This is a genomic window from Rothia uropygialis (assembly GCF_004137765.1).
In the GTDB taxonomy this organism is placed as follows: domain Bacteria; phylum Actinomycetota; class Actinomycetes; order Actinomycetales; family Micrococcaceae; genus Rothia.
In genome coordinates this window covers 1-16,198 of the sequence record NZ_NOIS01000004.1, presented here as the reverse complement: position 1 = coordinate 16,198, position 16,198 = coordinate 1, and the positions used below count along the sequence as shown (strand labels likewise).

The following is a 16,198-nucleotide window of genomic DNA, read 5'->3' as shown; positions in this document are numbered from 1 at the left end:
TGGGGCAGCTATTGAAGATGGTAAATCCAATCCAGAATTATGCCTGGGGCACCCGGGACACGCTTCCTAAACTCCGTGGCGCAGAATATCCCGCCGCCGAGCCCGAGGCCGAGCTGTGGGTCGGTGCTCACCCGAAAGCGCCGTCCATGATCCAGACTGCGCAAGGGGAGCGCTCTCTGGCTGAACTCGTCAGCGACGATCCGGAGGGGCTGCTTCCGAGCGGTACGACCGAATTCCCGTTCCTCTTCAAGATCCTGGCCATCGAGTCACCGCTGTCGTTGCAGGTGCACCCTTCCGAAGCGCAGGCTGCTGAGGGGTATGAACGGGAGGAGGCGGCCGGCATCGCGCTGGATGCGCAGGAGCGCAATTACAAGGATCGCCAATCAAAACCGGAGACGGTCATCGCGTATTCGCCGCTTCGAATCCTCACAGGTATCCGGCCCGCGCTTGACCTCAAGGACATCGCAAAAAAACTGAATCTGACGTGGCTCGCCGAAATGGCGGATTACAACGCCGCCGACATCATCACGGCCATTTTCGCCAAGGATGAGACGAGCTCTTCGGTCGCTTTGGACGCCACCGTGAATGCAGCGATGGATTGGAGCCTTGCTCACCCGTTCGAAGAGGAGGGCGCCGCCGAGCGTCGCGAGCAACCCGGATTCGAGCTTGACGCTCTGGCCGACCTCATCCTCCTGGTGCATGACGCCTATCCGGGGGACCGCGGACTGCTCGTAGCAGTGGCCATGAACCAGCTTTTCCTCAAACCCGGAGAATCCGCGTATACCCCCCACGGGCAAGTACACGCTTATCTCCAGGGCACTGCGGTCGAGATCATGAACCCGTCCGACAACGTGATGCGCGCCGGCCTCACACCCAAGCACATCGACGTCAAGGAAATGCTCTCGGTCCTCATCGAGGATCAGCCTGCTCCGGAACTCCGCCTGCCGAAGCAGCAGAAGCCTGGGGTCGCTCGCTATGAATTGTGGGACCCTCGGCTGAGCGTTGCCCAGATCGACGTTGCACAGGACGCGCCCGTAGAGTACCCATGCGATGGTCTTGCCGCGATCTTGTGTATAGACGGCGAGTTCGGCATTTCGGGAGCCGGAGAAAACTTCAGCCTGCGCGGGACGGAATCCGTGTTGCACAGTGGTTCTGAAGACACGCTGGAATTCACGGGCAACGGCCGAGCATACGTCGCGACCTGCGCCTAACCACTGACAAAAACCGGTGGACGGCGAGTCCAAGCCCATGCACCGGGTCAACCACCGAACGGGTAGAAGAGAAACGGAGACTCCCACGGCGATGAGTCATCAGGATCAGCAGTCGCGACGCGGCGCAGGCTTGCCTCTGGGCGTCGTAGGGCTGGTTGCGCTCGCAGCCCTCGTCGTATTCATGGGCGGGCTCAAATTCATCTCGGACATTTTCGGGCCGATGTTCCTTGCATACTCTTTGGTCGTCGCCGTACGGCCGATGCGTCTGTGGCTCGCCGACCGGAAGGTTCCTCGCTGGCTGTCGACGCTCTTGGTGGCCCTTTTCCTCTATGCAATACTTCTGGCCATCATCGGGTCGATGGTCGTCTCTGTCGTCCAGCTGGCCGAGACTTTGCCCAGTTACAGCGGTAAATTTGCTGCTCTCTACCAGGAAGCCAGACACTGGCTGAGCGATTATGGTCTCAGCGAGACCGACGTGGGAGACTCGTTGCTCGAGTACCTGCAGCCCAGCCGCATCATCAGCGCAGCTACCACGGTTCTGAGCGGGCTTTCTTCGGCCGGATCCCAGCTCTTCGTGCTCGTGATGGTCATGGCCTTTCTCTTCATCGACGCCACCATCATTCCCGGCCGTCGATCGGAGATCAGCAAAGCCAAGCCGGGCCTGGGGGAGGCATACGCGGACTTCAGTCACCGAACCTCGAAATACTGGGTAGTCAATACGGTATTCGGCGCGATTGTCGCTGTCTTGGACACCGTGGCCCTGATGCTTCTGGGCGTTCCGCTGGCCTTTACCTGGGGCGTTTTCTCCTTCGTCACCAACTACATCCCGAACATCGGGTTCGTCATCGGCTTGATCCCTCCGGCACTCTTGGGACTTCTCGCCGGCGGACCGGCCACAGCGGTCTGGGTTATTGTGCTGTACTCGGTCATCAACTTCGTGGCCCAGTCCGTGATTCAGCCCAAAATTACGGGGGACGCTGTCGGGCTCAACACCACTGTCACGTTCGTTTCCTTGATCTTCTGGGCGGCAATCGTGGGCCCTCTCGGCGCGATCCTCGCGGTGCCCCTGACCTTGTTCTTCAAAGCGATGTTCATTGACTCAGACCCCCGCTCGCGGTGGATTGGCGTGGCCTTCGATTCCCGGGGCAAGCCCAATGATCTACGCCGGACCGGGGAGTCCGTTCACGAAGACGGGCGTTATTCGCTGCGCAAGACGTATGGCCCGGACCCGGACGATGCTCCGGCCGGTGCCGTGGGAGCGACCTCAGAGCAAAAGAGGCAGCTCAAGCGTGAAAAAGGAATGCGGCTCGGGCGGCAGCGGGCCGCTGGCGGTGCCACGAGCTCCAGAGAGAAATCCGGAACAGGGCCTCTCTGAGTGATTTAATGAACTGGCCCGCTCGAGCCGACCGAGCCTGCCCCGGGGCCGCGCAAACCTCTGGCAACCCGCGATCACTCAGAAAGAGCACCATGAAAATAATTCTCACCGTGACGGGCCTGGATCACGAAGGCATCATTGCCGCTGTCTCCACGGGATTGGCCGATCGTCACGTGAACATCCTCAACGTTTCCCAGACCCTCATGGATGGATATTTCACCATGATCATGCAGGGTGAGTTCGACGAGTCTCAACAGACCATCGAGGACATCCAGGCGGCCATGAAGCCTATAGGGCAAGCGGCCCGGGTCGAGGTCAGGATCCAGTCCGAGGCCATATTCGACGCGATGCACACACTTTAGGGCGCCCGAGCATGATCGATACCAACGCAAATATTCTTGAAACCATCCAGATGATCGAGGAGGACAAGCTCGACATCCGGACGGTCACCATGGGCATTTCTCTGCTCGACTGCATCGATTCGGATGGGGCGAGAGCCCGCCAAAAGATTTACGACAAGATCACCGGCCGTGCCAAGGACCTCGTACGCGTCGCTCAGGGGATCGAGGCCGAGCTGGGCATTCCGATCATAAACAAGCGCATCGCCGTGACGCCCATCGCGATCGTAGCCGGGGCCTCGGGCGATAGCGAGTACCTTGACTACGCGCGCACCCTCGACCGGGCGGCTCGAGCGGTAGGGGTCGATTTCATCGGAGGATTTTCGGCCCTGGTCGACAAAGGCCAGACTGAATCCGACCGGAGGCTCATGGCCTCAATACCGCAGGCGCTGGCGGAGACGGATGTCGTGTGTTCATCTGTCAACATCGGCTCGTCGCGCGCCGGCATCAACATGGATGCCGTCCAGGAGATGGGACAGGTTATTCGCCAGACCGCGGACCTCACCGCGGATGCCCACGGTTTCGGCTGCGCCAAACTGGTCGTCTTCGCGAATGCCGTATCGGACAACCCATTCATGGCCGGGGCATTCCACGGCGTAGAGGAGTCCGACTGCGTCGTCAGCGTGGGTGTTTCCGGTCCCGGCGTCGTCAAACGCGCGCTCGAGAAGGTTCCCGGCGCGTCATTGAATGCCTGTGCGGAGACCATCAAGAAGGCCGCTTTCAAGATCACGCGCGTCGGTCAGCTGGTGGGCAACTTGGCCGCGGAACGCCTTGGTGTCTCCTTCGGCATCGTCGATTTGTCCTTGGCCCCCACGGCCGAGGTCGGGGACTCCGTGGCACGTGTCCTGGAAGAAATGGGACTTGAAGTCGTCGGAACTCACGGAACCACCGCAGCCCTGGCGTTGCTTAACGACGCCATGAAGAAGGGTGGGCTGATGGCTTGCTCGCGTGTCGGTGGCCTGTCCGGATCGTTCATTCCGATTTCAGAAGATATCGGGATGATCGAGGCGGCTGCTTCCGGTGACATCACGCTCGACAAGCTCGAGGCCATGACCGCGATCTGTTCCGTCGGGCTGGACATGGTGGCCGTCCCTGGCGATACGACCGCCGCGACGCTGTCGGCGATGATCGCGGACGAGGCGGCCATCGGGGTCATGAACCACAAAACGACGGCGGTTCGGGTGATCCCCGCCGTCGGATTGGGTGTGGGCGACGTCGTCGAATTCGGGGGTCTGCTGGGGCGGGCACCCGTTATGCCTGCGCATCAGGGCTCATCGGAGGTATTCGTCAAGCGGGCCGGCCATATTCCGTCGCCCGTCCACGGCTTTCGAAACTGAATGATGGAGAACTCCTCCGGCCTCGACCCCGCGCCTCTCTGAGGCACGGGGCCGTTTGGCGGGAGATAAAAACGAATATCTTTGGGCCAGCAGGCTCAGTGGCGCAGTATCAAGCTGGCCGCCATCGCTTCGAAGGCCAATCGTGGGCTGACGTTCGTGGAAATCCGGCGCCGTGTGAGATTGATCGTGTCGATCTGTTCGAGGGTTCGTTCCGCGCTGGAATTGACCGCATAATCGCTCAGCTCGCGTTCCAAATGGTGATTGATCAGTTGCGAGCCCGTTTTGAGCTGAAGCGTCAGCACATCGCGGTAGAAGGTAGATAGATCAATGAGAAAACGATCCAAGGTATCTACCTGTATTCGCTTGGCTCGGCGCTTCTGATCTTCTTCGAGTCGGCGTACGGCGGCTTTGATGGTCGGCGGAACCCGGCCCGATTCGGGGGCGCCGAGAGTGATTAAGAGGTCAGCTTTTTCTCGGTCATTGCGCTCGTCGGCATCGGCGGATGCCTCTGCCTCGGCCGTTGAAATCAGACGATCCGCAGCGGCGACCGCCGAGCTGATGCCCGCCAACCCCAGGGGGAGTCGAACCACGTCTTCACGACGGGCTTTGGCTTCCGGGTACAACGCCAGCCGCCGGGCGATTCCAATATGTCCTTGGGCCAGGCGTGCCGCCTGCTGCGCGGTCTCCGGATCTACGTGATCTCGGCGAGACAAGAGCCCAGCGACTTCCTCGGCCGTGGGAACCTTGAGGGTGATTGCGCGGCATCTCGAACGGATCGTGACCAAGACGTCGATGGGGCTCGGCGCGCAGAGCAACCAGATGGTGTGGGGAGGCGGTTCCTCAATGGCCTTGAGGAGCACGTTCGAGGTGCGTTCGGGCATGCGGTCCGCGTCTTCGACGATCATGATCCGCCAACGACCCACCGAAGGACGGTCCTGGGCCTTGACCACGAGGTCGCGTGCTTCCTCGATCTTGATGCTGACGTTTTCGGTTGCGAAGTTGGTGACGTCCGCGTGTGCACCCGTCATGGCGGTGCGGCAGGATTTGCATTCGCCGCAGCCGCGCTCGGCGGGATCCGGCTTCTCGCAGAGCAAAGCGGCCGCGAGGGACCTCGCCGCGATGGATCGGCCGGAGCCGGGAGGTCCCGTGAACAACCAGGCATGAGGCGGTTGCTCAGAAGATGCGGCCCGGCGCAATTGCTGGACTGCCTGGTCCTGTCCGACCAACTGGTCCCACACGCTCATCGCGGCTCACCCGCCGCCAGTAGTGGCGCGACGGCGTTCCACACCCGGTCGGCGACGTCGTCGATCTCTCCTCCGCCGTTGATCGTGACGCGAGCGGAATCGGTGCTCTGCGCCAGCGAGTGAAAGGAATCGCGGACCCGGGCATGGAACGAGTCCGGTTCTGCCTCGAGCCGGTCGGCCGCTCCACGGGACGTGACTCGCCGCCGGGCGTCCGAGACCCCGACCGAAAGAAATACCGTGAGGTCGGGAAGAAGGTTTTCGGTGGCCCACCGGGAAAGCTCGGTGACGGGACGTTCTCCGAGTCCGCGACCGGCCCCCTGGTATGCGGCCGAGGAGTCGATGTAACGATCACAGACGACGATCGCGCCACGCTCGAGCGCTGGGGCAACGACCTGATGCGTGTGCGCTGACCGGGAAGCCGCGTACAGAAGGGCTTCGGTACGGGCATCTATCTGCCCCTGACCCTGCTCCAAGACCAAGGACCGAATCTTCTCGCCGATTTCCGTGCCTCCGGGCTCGCGGGTGAGGAGAACCTCGCACTTGATTTCCTCACGAATCCGCGTCTCCAGGATCCGGGCTTGGGTCGACTTCCCACTGCCGTCTCCGCCCTCGAAGACAATGAAAATGCCAGGACGTGGGGGAGCGTTGGTTGCCGGGGAGTAATGGAGCTCTGAAGTCACTCTCGTAGCCTATCGAAATCATTGGAGGCATATGAGCGCCCAACCGGGATCGCCGCGGTGCTCCGGGTAGCCTGTGGACTATGCAGCAAAATTCTTCGGATATCCACGGACGCAAGGGGCACGAGCCCGAGGAGGTCGTTGCGGAAGAGCGCCGCGCCGAGCGTGAAGGCACGGAAGCATCTTCCCCGTGGTCGCGGGAAACCCTGGTCGTTTCGGCAGGCCGTCCTGCCTCAGAACACGATGCCCCGGTCAACTCGCCGATCGTCCTGTCTTCCACATTTCACGGTGCGGGCCCCATCCTGCCCGAGGACCGAGCATACGGGCGGTTCACGAACCCGACGTGGGAGGACTTCGAAGGGGTGCTTTCCTCGCTCGAAGGCTCGGAATTGCCTGCACTTCTCTTCGGCTCCGGTATGGGCGCGGTCGCGGCGGTCGTCGGTCAGGTCCCGGTAGGATCCGTCATCGTCATGCCGGAGCATACGTACCTGGGCTCCATGTCGTTGGTGCGGCAGATGGAGCAACGCGGAATTTGCACGCTGGTCGAGGTTCCGATCGAAGACACGGATCACGTCATCGAGGTACTGACTCAGCAGGCCCGGTCTCTTCCCGAACCGGCTCAGGGCGCCGAAGCTCCGTATGTGTTGTTGTGGCTGGAAAGTCCTACCAACCCCATGCTCGAGGTCGCTGATCTGCCGACACTGCTCGCCGCGGCACGAGGATTGGGAGTCCGGACCGCGGTGGACAACACTTTCGCAACGCCGCTGGTGCAACGCCCTCTTGAATGGGGAGCGGACTTCGTCGTGCATTCTGCAACCAAATACCTGGCCGGACACTCTGACGTGATTCTGGGCGCCGTCGTCACCCGCGACCCTCGGCTGCGGAAGTCCACTCTGGCCGAGCGTTCGCTATCCGGGGCGATCGCCGGACCGGTCGAAGCGTGGCTGGGACTTCGAGGACTGAGGACTCTGTCCTTGCGCATCAAACAGTCTTCCTCATCGGCACAGATTCTGGCCGAGCGCCTGAGCGAGCATCCCGCGGTTGCCGAAGTGCGTTACCCGGGACTTCCGACCGATCGCGGACATGAGCGCGCCAAAGCACAGATGAGTAATTTCGGTTCGGTCCTCTCAGCGACTCTCGACGCCGATGCGGAAACTACCGAGCGCGTGGTCGACGCCCTGAGCCTCTGGACGCCGGCAACGTCGTTGGGCGGCGTGGAATCCCTGATCGAGCGTCGTCGCCGGCATTCCAACGAGGCGCAGAGCGTCAGTGAGTCATTGCTCCGCCTGTCGGTGGGCATCGAGGACGTCGAGGACTTGTGGAGCGATCTTCAGCAAGCACTTGAGCTTGTTCAGAAACGATAGGGTAGGCACATGACGATCTTGACCGTAGTGCTGAACCTCGAGCGCATCATCGACCTCGCGCTCGGCCTGATTCTTTTCCTGCTCGCCCTGTGGGCCTTTATTTCCGCGGTGGGGGCCAGCGACTACGCTTATCAGTCCGCGTTCAAACGCACCAAGAAGTTCTGGGTCCTGGTCACGGCAGCGTGCCTTCTGGGCGCCGTGATTTCGATGCTCGGGGCGTGGCGAGGAGGCTCTTCGAGCCTGTTCATCCAGTTGATTGCGGCCTCTGCCGTGGGCGTGTTCCTCGCCGACGTCAGACCGGCCGTTCGCACGAGGAAATAGCTCCCAATCTTCTCTGCCGCATACGCGGTCGTCCACATGCCCCGGGTTCGCCCGGGGCATGTGTGTTTTTCTGTGGGAGGCTTCCCGCATGCTCCTCAGAAAGTGGAACAATGGGGCTATGGCTGAAACTTACAAACTTGTTCTGCTCCGTCACGGGCAGAGCGAATGGAACAAAGAGAACCTGTTCACCGGATGGGTTGACGTGCCCCTCTCCGACCAGGGCAAGGAAGAAGCCGCGCGAGGCGGCGCCTTGCTCAAGGAAAGGGGAATCCTTCCGGAGATCGTTCACACCTCCCTCTTGCGCCGTGCCATGAACACCGCGAACATCGCGCTGGACGAGGCTGATCGCCTTTGGATCCCCGTCAAACGCAGTTGGCGTCTCAACGAGCGTCACTATGGCGACCTCCAGGGCAAGGACAAGGCAGAGGTCCGGGAGAAATACGGCGAGGACCAGTTCATGCAGTGGCGCCGCTCGTACGACGTGCCGCCGCCTCCCTTGGACGATGACTCAGAGTTCTCCCAAGCCCACGACCCGCGGTACGCGGATGTCGAGGACGCCCCCCGGACAGAGTGCCTCAAGGACGTTCTCGAGCGCATGCTTCCGTACTGGGACGAGGGCATCAAACCCGATCTGGCCGCAGGCAAAACCGTCCTGGTGGCCGCGCACGGCAATTCGCTCCGCGCATTGGTCAAGCACTTGGACAACATCGCCGACGATGAGATCTCCGGGCTGAACATTCCGACCGGGATCCCGCTCTATTACGAGCTCGACAAGAACTTCAAACCGATCAAGGCCGGTGAGTACCTAGATCCCGACGCCGCTGCCGACGCGATCCAGGCCGTAGCCAACCAAGGCAAGAAATAAGCCCTGGTCTTACCCGGTAATGAAGCCGCCCCGCGAGGTATCTTGCGGGGCGGCTTCATTGTGCGCAAGGGCACTGATCGGATCCGTCGCAACCGCGCGCCGGCGACGTCCCCCGTGCGGCCGGGAACTGTCGTTTTGATTAAGCCTTTACGACTGGCTGGCCGTCGGCGCTGAGTCCCACTCGCCGGTGACCAAGTATGTGACTTTGCGAGCCACCGAGACGCCGTGGTCGCCGAAGCGCTCCATGTAACGGGAAACCAAGGTCATATCGATCGTGGTCTGTGCATTGGACCCCCATTCGGCGCCGGCAATATGGGAGAAAACCGATTCGTGCAGCACGTTGATGCGGCCTTTGGCCGTGTAGATCTCGTCGGCGTAGCCCAACTCGCGGGTTTCGAGCAATTGGATGACGTTCTTGATGATCGTCTTGTCGTTGTCGATGATTTCCTGGAAGGTCGGGACGAGGTCTTCCGGGACGGCGGCTTCGGGATACCGGAGCCGCGTGACCTGTGCGACGTGGCGGGCGAGGTCCCCGGCGCGTTCGAGCGAGGCGCTCATGCGAAGGGCTCCCACGATCATGCGAAGGTCCGAGGCGACGGGGCCTTGGAGCGCGAGGAGATCGATGGAACGCTCGTCGAGCTGGTTCTGCAGGAAGTCGATGCGCGCGTCATTCGAGATGACCTCTTCGGCTTCCTGAATGTCTGCGTTCAACAACGAGTCAGATGCGCGGTCGAACGCAGCCTCCACGAGGGTCGCGATTTCGACGAGGTCGTCGCCCACTTGTTGGAGCTCGGCCTGAAAAACTTTGCGCACGATTAACGGTCCTTTCCTGACGGCACGGATCTACTACCTTAGAGTCTCAATCGCGCGTAAACGCGATCCCCGTCTTGGGTGAACCTTAGTTGAACCCAGGGGCGCAGGGCACTATTTGGGTCAATTCCGTTGATACTTATGCCTAAGCTGTACGGGTGAGTTCTGTCGCTTTAGCCTTCATGTGGGGCCTGATCGGGTTGGCGCTTGGTTTGGTCAGCCACTTCGCCCTGCGCCGAAGCGATCGCCAGCGTGCCGACTGGGCGGTGGTCGACGAACCGACTATCAGCGATGGTGCCGCTCAGGTACTGGCCGTCGTCGGACAGGCGTACGTGCTCGTCGACGCGGTGGACGGTGTCGTACGGGCGTCCCAGGGGTCTTATGCCTACGGCCTGGTTCGCGGGCACAGCCTGGCTCAACCCGAATTGCTCGAATTGATCCGTCAGGTACGGCGCGACGGAGTGATTATCGAGAAGACCGTAGAGATCTCTCGTGGCCCGATGGGACGCGGAGTCCTCGTGCTGAATGTCCGCATAGCACCCGTGGCAGACGAATACATTTTGATGCTCGCGGATGACCGCACCGAGATCACTCGTGCACAGGCGATCCGAACAGACTTTGTGGCCAACGTCTCGCATGAGCTCAAGACCCCGGTCGGTGCCGTCCGTTTGCTGGCCGAAGCGATCGAAGGATCGTCCGGGGACCCGGAAGCGGTACGGCATTTCACACGGAGACTCCACAAGGAAGCGGCGCGTCTGACCGCGCTGGTTCATGACATCATCGAACTCTCGCGGTTGCAAGGCACGGACATCGTGCAAAAGGGAAAGATCATCGATCTCAACCAGCTGGTGCATGAAGCAGCGGACCGAAACAAGCTCACCGCCGAGAACAAGAACATCTCGATTCGGGTGGGAGGCACTGCTACCCGGCCAATTCACGGCGACCCGGAGTTGCTCATGACCGCCTTGCGGAATCTCATCGACAACGCGATTCGCTATTCGCCGGAGAACACCCGCATCGGTGTGGGCATTCGATCCAAGAACGGCGCGGCTTCCGTGTCCGTCAAGGATCAGGGGCCGGGCATTCCCGAAGAAGAACAAGATCGCATATTCGAACGCTTTTACCGGGTCGACGCCGCTCGCTCGCGGCAAACAGGTGGTACCGGCTTGGGGCTGTCGATCGTGAAACACGTGATGGCTCAGCACGGCGGAGAAATCTCTGTGTGGTCGACGCCAGGACAGGGCTCGACATTTACGGTGAGCCTTCCGGAGCTGGACGAGGCAACCGAGAAGGACCTGCGCGAAAGCGAGTCGGATCTCGGACCGATCCGCGATCAAGAACCCGTTTCCATCATTGCGGTGGATCAGACCCCTGCAGATAGCGCGGGGAAGAACAGATCCGGTGATACCGGTGTTGACGAGGAGGATACTCAAGCATGACTCGACTCTTGGTTATCGAGGATGAGGAAGCCCTCAGCGAGCCTCTGGCCTTTTTACTGGGGCGCGAGGGGTTCGAGGTGACCGTGATCGACAACGGTCTCGACGCCGTCGCCGAATTCGATCGAGCAGGAGCCGATCTGGTTCTTCTGGACCTGATGTTGCCGGGGCAGTCCGGGACGGAAGTGTGTAAGCAATTGCGTCAACGTTCCAACGTCCCGATCATCATGTTGACCGCGAAGGACACGGAAATCGATAAGGTCCTCGGCCTCGAGCTGGGTGCCGACGATTACGTGACGAAGCCATATTCGTCTCGTGAACTCGTTGCCCGGGTGCGCGCCGTGTTGCGGCGGCAAACGGAGACGGAGGAGTTGGTGACCTCGACGGTCGAGGGCGGACCCGTACGCATGGACATCGAGCGGCACGTGGTCAGCGTCAACGGCCAACAAACCGCAATGCCCCTGAAAGAATTTGAACTTCTCGAGATGCTGTTGCGCAACGCTGGTCGTGTTCTGACTCGTGGTCAGCTCATCGACCGTGTGTGGGGTAGCGACTACGTGGGCGATACCAAGACGCTGGATGTTCACATCAAAAGGCTCCGGTCCAAGATTGAACCCGATCCTTCCCATCCTCGATACCTCGTGACCGTACGCGGCCTCGGGTACAAATTCGAACCCTGAAATCGGCCAGGTCTTTCTTCGGCATGATGGAAGGACCCCTGGCATGCACAAGGGCTCCCCGTTGCAGCGCAACGGGGAGCCCTTGTGCATGCGGAGCGGGGCTGTCCGCTCCCGGAATGCGCGAGTCTTAGCTGCCCTGTGAGGACCGGCTGGAGCTGGGCGAAGCGCTGCTCGAGGACTGCGTCTCGGCCAGGTTCGGCATGTATTCCTTGTACTCATCGAGCGTGCCGTCCAGAACCGGGACGTTGGCGGTGGTGCTCTGCGATCCGACCGAGAGCTTGGCGCCATCGAGGAGTTCACCCGGGGCCTTGCCGACCGGGTCGAGGATGGTTTCCTTCTGTTCCAACTGAACCTTGCCGTTGGCGGGGACGCTGACGGAAGCGGTCGCGTTGCCCGTGTCGATCCGGACGTCCATGTCCTGGTCCGAGGAGTTGACGATGGTGCCGAGCAGACGGCCTGCGGAGTCCTTGTCCTTGGCTATGACCATCAGGTTCCGGAATTCTGCATCAGCCACGTTCGCATGAACGCCGTCGGACGCGGCGTAATGAATCGTGGTGGGCTGTTGGTGAATGTAGCCACAGCCCGTGGCGGACAGAACCGCCGCCGCAATGGCAACCGTTGCTCCGGCGCGCTTGACGTTCTGGCGAGCAAAAGACTTCACGTCTCACTCCTTGTGTGGTGATGCGAGGATCGATCGACGCCCCGATTAAAGCGCCGCAGAGTCATTCCCTGGTCAGTTTAGCGCTTTTTGTGGACGCTTCGTCGGCAACGGCGCCCGTGGCGGGCGCGCCGAGGCCATGCCCTTGGCCGATAGGGCGGCCGTGCCTTGATTTAGAGGGATGCACCCCACTGGCGGTGGTGGCGAAAGCCTCAGATTTTCCAGTGCTTCATTATAGGAAACTCATGGCTCATTGGTGTAAATGGGCCGTGGTAAACTGGGTAGGCTGAAAGGGGTTTATCCATATGCTTTTTGAGGTTGGCGAAACCGTCGTATACCCTCACCACGGCGCGGCGACGATCGAAGAGATCAAGACTCGCATGGTCAAGGGCGAAGAGAAGATGTATCTCAAATTGCAGGTCGCGCAGGGCGACCTGACGATTGAGGTTCCGGCGGACAACGTCGACATGGTGGGCGTCCGGGACGTCGTTGATGAGAAGGGCCTCCAAGAGGTCATCAACGTACTTCAGGCCGAGGACGTCGAGGAAGCCAGTAACTGGTCCCGCCGTTTCAAGGCCAACTCCGAGAAGCTCGCTTCCGGCGATGTCCTCAAGGTTGCCGAGGTCGTTCGCGATCTGTGGCGCCGCGAACAAGTGAAGGGTCTTTCGGCAGGCGAGAAGCGCATGCTGTCCAAAGCTCGGCAAATTCTCTCCTCCGAGGTGGCCTTGGCGAGAGACATCGACGAAGAGGCAGCGGAGATCCAGCTCGACAAGATCCTCGAGGACTAGTCGGGGCTTCGGGCGTCGAAGAGTTCACGACGAATGCGCGTTCCTCCATCCAGGAGGGGCGCGTTTTTGTCGTTGATCGTGTCCTCGCCCAGAAGTTCCAGGTCGGCTGAGGGCGCGCCTTGATCGTGCCCTGGACTCGGTACTTGATGATCGTCGTTAGAATTGCCCCGTGAGCTTGCGTTTTTACAGTACCGATACGGCCAGTGTCCGAGATTTTGAGCCGGTCTCCCCGGGGGAGGCGCGTCTCTACTATTGTGGCGCCACGGTGCAGGGTATGCCTCATATCGGGCACATCAGATCGGCTTTGGTCTTTGATCAGCTCAGCCGTTGGCTGCGGTATCGGGGATATAAAGTCACGACGGTTCGTAACGTGACGGATATTGACGATAAGATCCTCGCCAATTCTGCGGCCAGCTTTGAGCAGGGTTATTCGGGTTCGCATCCCGAAGAACAGTGGTGGGCTCTGGCCTATCGTTTCGAGAAGGTCTTCGCTTCGGCGTATCAAGCACTCGCAATCGACCAACCGACCTATGAGCCGCGCGCGACAGGGCACATTACGGAGATGTTCCGCCTCATTCAGCGGCTAATCGATCGTGGACATGCCTATCCCGCCTTGGATGAGTCCGGAGACGTCTACTTCGATGTCCGCTCATGGAAGCCCTACGGCTCATTGACCCGTCAGAACATTGACGACATGCAAGCCGCCCCCGATGCCGACCCCAGAGGCAAGCGCGATCCTCGCGACTTTGCTTTGTGGAAGGGACACAAGGACGGCGAGCCGCTCACGGCCTCGTGGGAATCTCCTTGGGGAAGGGGACGGCCGGGGTGGCACCTGGAGTGCTCTGCCATGGCCGGTAAGTATCTGGGGGAACGCTTCGATATTCACGGGGGTGGGCTGGACTTGCGGTTCCCACATCACGAGAATGAACTGGCGCAGTCTTCCGCCGCCGGCTTCGGCTTCGCAAACTTCTGGCTGCACAACGGCCTGGTGACTTACGAGGGCGACAAAATGTCCAAGTCCATCGGCAACACCGTGTCCCCCGAGGAGATGCTGGAAACGGCGCGTCCTCTGGTCGTCAGGTACTACTTGGGCCAAGCGCACTATCGATCGATACTGGATTATCGCCCTACCTCTTTGGACGAAGCTCAAGTGGCGGTGGAACGCGTGGAGGCCTTCCTCGCGCATGCAGGCGGCGGCCGTCCCGAGGGCGAGGTTCCGCAAGGATTTGCGGATGCGATGGACGATGACCTCAATATCCCGCAGGCCCTGGCCATTTTGCACGAACACGTACGGTCCGGAAATGCGGCCCGTGCAGAGCATAAGGAAGATGCCGTCGCCCGTGAAGCCGACGCCGTGCGTGCGATGACCGATGTGCTCGGTTTGACGCCTCTCATGGACTTCGCTTCACCGAGCGGTTCGGGGGCGGAGCACGAAGCCCTCGACTCACTCATCCGAACACTTGTGGCCCAGAGGGCCGAGGCGCGCGCCGCAAAGGACTGGGCTCGCGCAGATCACATCAGAGACGAACTCGCCGCCGCCGGAATTGCCGTCAAGGATTCCGAAAGCGGAACGACTTGGTCGGTCTGAGACCGAGCCAAGCACAGAAAGGCACATCATGGCTGAAAACAACCGGCCCGGAGCGATCCGGAAGAAGAAAAAGGGCCCTCTCAAAGGCACGGGTGGTCACGGGCGCAAATCCTTGGAGGGCAAAGGCCCGACGCCCAAGGCGGAGGACCGTCCTTATCACAAAGCTCACAAAGCAAAGAAGCTTGCAGCCCGTCACCAGCGTTCCGCTGGGCCGGCGAGGCAACAACGTCTTGGCGGAAGGCGCACGAGCGAAGAACTCGTGACAGGGCGCAACGCGGTACTTGAAGCGCTGCGCACTGATATTCCGGCCAAACACATCTTTGTGATGGCCAATATTGAAGCCGACGACCGCATCAGGGAAATTCTCGCAACCGTTACCCGCCGGGACATTCCCGCTTTGGAGATCACGCGGAGCGAGATCGAGCGGCTGACGGAAGGGGCCGTTCACCAAGGCGTGGCTCTGCAGATCCCTCCCTACAAATATCCGGATGCAGGCGACCTCACGTCTTCGATCCTGGAGAAATGGCATGGGGGCAAGATGGAGAAGCCTCCGCTGTTCGTTGCTCTGGACGGAATCACAGATCCGCGTAATTTGGGGGCGATCATCAGGAGCGTTTCGGCGTTCTCGGGACAAGCTGTGATTGTTCCGGAGCGTCGAGCTGCGGGCGTGACGGCGTCAGCATGGAAGACGAGTGCGGGGGCGGTCTCACGAGTTCCGGTAGCCAAGGCAACCAACCTCAACCGTGTGATCGATCAGCTCAAAGAACAGGGGGTGTTTGTCGTAGGCCTCGATGGCGACGGTGATGTTCAACTGCCCGCACTCGAGCTGGCCACCGAACCTCTTTGCGTAGTCGTGGGTTCTGAAGGTAAGGGCCTGTCCCGGTTGACGGCTGAGAAGTGCGATCAAGTGGTTTCTATCCCGATTGATTCTGCGATGGAGTCCCTCAACGCATCGTTGGCTGCGGGCATCGCTTTGTACGAGGTATCCCGCCTCCGCGGGCAAGCCGGGGGGCAACGATAGGGGTGTTCCACTCACCGTGGAGTGTGTGATGCACGTCACGGGACCTCGAGTTGCGGGGGCCCGTGAGCGTATGTAAAGTAATGCGAGTTGCCACGGCGACCGGGTCCACGACCTGGCAGTGGCGGCCAATCTCCAGAAAAACTCACCAGCTCACTGACTTGCTTCAGTGAGATAGATGAGCTAAACTGAGAGATTGTGGCTCCTGAGACTTCGGTCTTCAAGGGTCGAAAATCGAGTGAACAAAGCGGAAACGTCAAGTTGACTCGCCGAAGAACAGCCGGTAAAGTTGTTCAGGCAAACCGCGGGAGCGGACATCACATACTTGATGCGAGTTCCTAGTACGGGATTGTTGTTTGAGAACTCAATAGTGTGCTTTGTTTGAATGTTGTACCGAAGTTTTTATTTTTGAATTCTTGTTGGTTTCA

16 protein-coding genes are annotated in these 16,198 nt (G+C 60.6%); 12 read left to right on the top strand and 4 right to left on the bottom strand.

All coding sequences use genetic code 11. From position 1 onward, the window contains the following. Nucleotides 1–17: 17 nt before the first annotated feature. The 4 genes from manA to EWV35_RS09415 all read left to right on the top strand — a co-directional run bounded on the left by manA (nucleotide 18) and on the right by EWV35_RS09415 (nucleotide 4,321). The gene (gene manA, locus EWV35_RS09430) at nucleotides 18–1,211 is read left to right on the top strand and encodes a mannose-6-phosphate isomerase, class I (protein ID WP_238654371.1); all 1,194 of its coding nucleotides are present in this window, start codon (nucleotides 18–20) and stop codon (nucleotides 1,209–1,211) included. Between the two features lie 91 nt (nucleotides 1,212–1,302). Then, nucleotides 1,303–2,586, top strand: coding sequence for an AI-2E family transporter (locus EWV35_RS09425; protein WP_165168495.1), 1,284 nt, complete (start codon nucleotides 1,303–1,305; stop codon nucleotides 2,584–2,586). Nucleotides 2,587–2,678: 92 nt separating this feature from the next. Next, nucleotides 2,679–2,948, top strand: coding sequence for an ACT domain-containing protein (locus tag EWV35_RS09420; RefSeq protein ID WP_129661136.1), 270 nt, complete (start codon nucleotides 2,679–2,681; stop codon nucleotides 2,946–2,948). Between the two features lie 11 nt (nucleotides 2,949–2,959). After that, nucleotides 2,960–4,321 (top strand): PFL family protein, encoded by a 1,362-nt coding sequence (locus tag EWV35_RS09415; protein WP_129661133.1) that lies wholly within the window; start codon nucleotides 2,960–2,962, stop codon nucleotides 4,319–4,321. Between the two features lie 95 nt (nucleotides 4,322–4,416). Here the strand turns inward: EWV35_RS09415 and EWV35_RS09410 are convergent, their stop codons facing one another. Together EWV35_RS09410 and tmk are read right to left on the bottom strand one after the other, a co-directional pair. Further along, nucleotides 4,417–5,565: a DNA polymerase III subunit delta' gene (locus tag EWV35_RS09410; protein WP_129661130.1), complete on the bottom strand. Its 1,149-nt coding sequence runs from the start codon at nucleotides 5,563–5,565 to the stop codon at nucleotides 4,417–4,419. Continuing rightward, the gene (gene tmk, locus EWV35_RS09405; protein WP_129661127.1) at nucleotides 5,562–6,245 is read right to left on the bottom strand and encodes a dTMP kinase; all 684 of its coding nucleotides are present in this window, start codon (nucleotides 6,243–6,245) and stop codon (nucleotides 5,562–5,564) included. The genes EWV35_RS09410 and tmk overlap by 4 nt, the downstream gene beginning before the upstream one ends. A gap of 80 nt (nucleotides 6,246–6,325) precedes the next feature. Between tmk and EWV35_RS09400 the strand changes: the two genes are divergently transcribed. From EWV35_RS09400 to EWV35_RS09390, 3 genes are all read left to right on the top strand, one after another. After that, complete coding sequence (locus EWV35_RS09400; protein ID WP_129661123.1) at nucleotides 6,326–7,606, top strand: trans-sulfuration enzyme family protein; 1,281 nt, start codon at nucleotides 6,326–6,328, stop codon at nucleotides 7,604–7,606. A gap of 9 nt (nucleotides 7,607–7,615) precedes the next feature. Next, nucleotides 7,616–7,927 carry a DUF2516 family protein gene (locus tag EWV35_RS09395; protein WP_129360508.1) on the top strand — a complete coding sequence of 104 codons (312 nt, stop codon included), beginning with the start codon at nucleotides 7,616–7,618 and terminating at the stop codon, nucleotides 7,925–7,927. A 118-nt stretch (nucleotides 7,928–8,045) separates the two neighbouring features. Further along, nucleotides 8,046–8,792 (top strand): phosphoglyceromutase, encoded by a 747-nt coding sequence (locus tag EWV35_RS09390; protein ID WP_129661120.1) that lies wholly within the window; start codon nucleotides 8,046–8,048, stop codon nucleotides 8,790–8,792. Nucleotides 8,793–8,939: 147 nt separating this feature from the next. Here EWV35_RS09390 and phoU read toward each other — a convergent pair whose 3' ends face one another. Beyond that, the gene (gene phoU / locus EWV35_RS09385) at nucleotides 8,940–9,605 is read right to left on the bottom strand and encodes a phosphate signaling complex protein PhoU (RefSeq protein ID WP_129661117.1); all 666 of its coding nucleotides are present in this window, start codon (nucleotides 9,603–9,605) and stop codon (nucleotides 8,940–8,942) included. Nucleotides 9,606–9,760: 155 nt separating this feature from the next. Between phoU and EWV35_RS09380 the strand changes: the two genes are divergently transcribed. Both EWV35_RS09380 and EWV35_RS09375 read left to right on the top strand, forming a co-directional pair. Then, entirely contained in the window at nucleotides 9,761–11,041 is a 1,281-nt protein-coding gene (locus EWV35_RS09380) for a sensor histidine kinase (RefSeq protein ID WP_129661114.1), read from the top strand. After that, nucleotides 11,038–11,718: a response regulator transcription factor gene (locus EWV35_RS09375; RefSeq protein WP_129360512.1), complete on the top strand. Its 681-nt coding sequence runs from the start codon at nucleotides 11,038–11,040 to the stop codon at nucleotides 11,716–11,718. Before EWV35_RS09380 ends, EWV35_RS09375 begins: the two co-directional genes overlap by 4 nt. A 127-nt stretch (nucleotides 11,719–11,845) precedes the next feature. On the opposite strand, the gene EWV35_RS09370 is transcribed toward EWV35_RS09375, so the two are convergent. Further along, nucleotides 11,846–12,379 carry a hypothetical protein gene (locus EWV35_RS09370; RefSeq protein WP_129661111.1) on the bottom strand — a complete coding sequence of 178 codons (534 nt, stop codon included), beginning with the start codon at nucleotides 12,377–12,379 and terminating at the stop codon, nucleotides 11,846–11,848. A gap of 302 nt (nucleotides 12,380–12,681) precedes the next feature. Here EWV35_RS09370 and EWV35_RS09365 point away from each other — a divergent pair, with 302 nt between their 5' ends. The 3 genes from EWV35_RS09365 (at nucleotide 12,682) to rlmB (ending at nucleotide 15,773) form a co-directional block, all read left to right on the top strand. Next, the gene (locus EWV35_RS09365; RefSeq protein ID WP_129661108.1) at nucleotides 12,682–13,164 is read left to right on the top strand and encodes a CarD family transcriptional regulator; all 483 of its coding nucleotides are present in this window, start codon (nucleotides 12,682–12,684) and stop codon (nucleotides 13,162–13,164) included. Nucleotides 13,165–13,333: 169 nt separating this feature from the next. Next, entirely contained in the window at nucleotides 13,334–14,752 is a 1,419-nt protein-coding gene (gene cysS / locus EWV35_RS09360) for a cysteine--tRNA ligase (protein ID WP_129661106.1), read from the top strand. Between the two features lie 28 nt (nucleotides 14,753–14,780). Continuing rightward, nucleotides 14,781–15,773 (top strand): 23S rRNA (guanosine(2251)-2'-O)-methyltransferase RlmB, encoded by a 993-nt coding sequence (rlmB, locus tag EWV35_RS09355; RefSeq protein ID WP_129661104.1) that lies wholly within the window; start codon nucleotides 14,781–14,783, stop codon nucleotides 15,771–15,773. Nucleotides 15,774–16,198 lie beyond the last annotated feature (425 nt).